Genomic DNA, 503 nt, shown 5'->3' with positions numbered 1-503 from the left:
TGCGACGATCCCGTCGAGGTCGCCGAAATCGGCAAGCAACGTAGCCGCGGTCTTCTCACCCACCCCGGCGACCCCGGGAAGTCCGTCGGAGGCGTCGCCGCGGAGGGCCGCGAAGTCGGCGTACTGCGCCGGGGTGACCCCGGTCTTGGCAAGCAGCGCGGCATCGGTGAGCGTCTCCAGCCTGGCCATGCCGCGTCCGGTGTAGATCACCCGCACGTCGCGGGAGTCGTCGACGAGCTGGAAGAGGTCGCGGTCGCCGGTGATGACATCGACGGGCACGTCCGCGTGCGAGGCGAGGGTGCCGATCACGTCGTCTGCTTCGTGCCGCGGGGCGCCGATCACCGGGATTCCGAGCGCGGCGAGCAGCTCGCGGATGATCGGAACCTGCGCGCTGAGGAGGTCGGGGACGTCCTCGGTCGCGGTGGGGGCATCCGCTGCGGGAGACTCGACAGCCGCGGCGACCCGGTGGGTCTTGTAGGTCGGGATCAGGTCGACGCGCCACT

General features: G+C 71.0%; 1 protein-coding gene. It reads right to left on the bottom strand.

All coding sequences use genetic code 11. The features are described 5' to 3' along the window. Nucleotides 1-503: 5'-3' exonuclease (locus QN345_RS19755; protein WP_323509206.1), on the bottom strand; the 503-nt coding region annotated here is incomplete at both ends.

This window comes from Cryobacterium sp. 10I1, assembly GCF_035019805.1.
GTDB lineage: Bacteria > Actinomycetota > Actinomycetes > Actinomycetales > Microbacteriaceae > Cryobacterium > Cryobacterium glucosi.
Note: the sequence above shows the minus strand (reverse complement) of the source record. Positions and strands in the feature narration are given on the sequence as shown.